This window comes from Sandarakinorhabdus sp. (assembly GCF_031422795.1).
Taxonomy (GTDB): Bacteria; Pseudomonadota; Alphaproteobacteria; order Sphingomonadales; family Sphingomonadaceae; genus Sandarakinorhabdus.
The window spans coordinates 1-1676 of sequence record NZ_JANPML010000451.1 but is presented as its reverse complement, the minus strand read 5'-3'; the positions used below and the strand labels follow the sequence as shown (position 1 = coordinate 1676).

3 protein-coding genes and 1 pseudogene are annotated in these 1676 nt (G+C 66.7%); 1 reads left to right on the top strand and 3 read right to left on the bottom strand.

Features of this window, described 5'->3' with window-relative positions:
* From RMO81_RS15310 to RMO81_RS15300, 3 genes and pseudogenes are all read right to left on the bottom strand, one after another.
* Positions 1-314 (bottom strand): annotated as a pseudogene (locus RMO81_RS15310) (4-hydroxy-tetrahydrodipicolinate reductase); the annotation flags it as partial.
* A 39-nt stretch (positions 315-353) separates the two neighbouring features.
* Positions 354-881, bottom strand: a complete 528-nt coding sequence (locus tag RMO81_RS15305; RefSeq protein WP_310476804.1) for a DUF4199 domain-containing protein — start codon at positions 879-881, stop codon at positions 354-356.
* 90 nt (positions 882-971) lie between these two features.
* Positions 972-1406: a response regulator transcription factor gene (locus RMO81_RS15300; RefSeq protein ID WP_310476803.1), complete on the bottom strand. Its 435-nt coding sequence runs from the start codon at positions 1404-1406 to the stop codon at positions 972-974.
* A 55-nt stretch (positions 1407-1461) separates the two neighbouring features.
* Here RMO81_RS15300 and RMO81_RS15295 point away from each other — a divergent pair.
* A partial coding sequence (locus RMO81_RS15295; protein ID WP_310476802.1) for a Sir2 family NAD-dependent protein deacetylase occupies positions 1462-1676 on the top strand: 215 nt, incomplete at its 3' end.

The following is a 1676-nucleotide window of genomic DNA, read 5'->3' as shown; positions in this document are numbered from 1 at the left end:
CCGATGACCAGCGCACTACGGCCTTCCTGTGCCGCCTCGATGCTGCCCGCCAGCGCGCCCGGCACGGAAAAATCGATCAGCACGTCGCATTTATGCGCGATGGCACCGATGTTGGAGCAGATCGTGAGCGTTGCCTGATGGCCCGATCCGGCTGGCAGCCCGCAGCTCGGGTGGCCGGCACGTTCAACCGCGCCGCCTAACACCAGCAACTTCTGCCCTGCGGGGGCGGGCCAATCGGCGAGCGCCGCAATGATGCTCTGGCCCATGCGGCCACCGGCGCCCAGCACACCAACCCGGATCGGCTTTTTCGTCATGCCACCCTTGTGCGGGATGATGGGCGCAGGTGCAACTGCTCACGCTGTCGCCGTGCGGCGGCGGCTCAGCCAACCGGCTGCCACCAGCGAGACGAGCAGGCCAACCGGCAGGATCTCGGTCGCCGTCACCCCCATGCGCCACAGCGGCTGGGCATAATCGTGGGCGAACTGCGCCGCTGCGGCCTTGGCCTTGGCGATGGCAGCCGCGTCGCCAGACTTTGCCGCCTCGGCCACCATCATGCCGGCATATTCGGCGCCGAAATCCATGCCCGTAACCGCCAGCGCCGCTTCCCAGGCCAGCACATAAAAAACCGTGGCAATCAGGCTGATGCCCAGCCCCAGCCCCAGCGCCGGCCAAAAACCGATCACCCCGCCCAACACGCCATCGCGGTGGCGGCGGATGGCGATGACGATCATCGAAAAAGCCAGCAACATCCCGGCATAGCCAATGGCCATGCCAACAACCGGATTGGGAATATCATCGTGGAAACCCACGGTGGTGCCAAACAATATGCTGCCGATGATGAAGCCGGCGGCCAGCCCGTAACGCGTGATGGTGGTGATCATGCTGTTCCCCTGTGCGGCGATGGTTGCGCCAGCATCAGCGCACAGCAAGCGGGTGCGTGTCAGTCGCCCAGATGGGTGATTTGGCCAAAATCACCCGATTACGCCAAGCGCGCGGGCGTGCGCGATGGCGGCGGTACGGCTGCTGACGCCGAGTTTTTCATACAGCCGCGTCAGATGCGTCTTCACCGTGTTGGGCGACACGCCCAGCGCGCGGGCAATCTCCTTGTTGGCCTGTCCCGCCGCCAGCAGGCCCAACACCTCCACCTCGCGCGGGGTCAGGCCCAGGCTGGCCACAGCGGCGGGGTTGCCGGGCGGCAGCGCCGGGCGGTTCCACACGGAAAAACCCAGCCACAGCCCCAGCCCCAGGAACAGCCCGGCAACCAGCAGCAGCGCGATATCGGCAGCATGAGTGCGCGCCATGCGCTGATAATCGGCCCACGCCAGCAGCACGGCACCGCCGGCCAGCGCTGCGCCCCAGCCCAGCATCTGCCCGCCAAATCGCCACTGGATGCGCCGGCTCTTCATCCGCCTATACAGCCACAGCTTGCAGCGCTTCGCCAGCCACCCTTATGGTGGCAGCATGACCAAGAACATCGTCATCCTCACCGGCGCCGGCATTTCGGCGGAATCCGGCGTGCCCACCTTCCGCGCCGCCGATGGCCTGTGGGAAGGCCACAGGGTGGAGGATGTCGCCACGCCGCAGGCCTTCCGCCGCAATCCGGCGCTGGTGCAGCAATTCTACGACCAACGCCGCGCCTTCCTAGGCCAGGTGGTCCCCAACGCCGCCCACCTCGC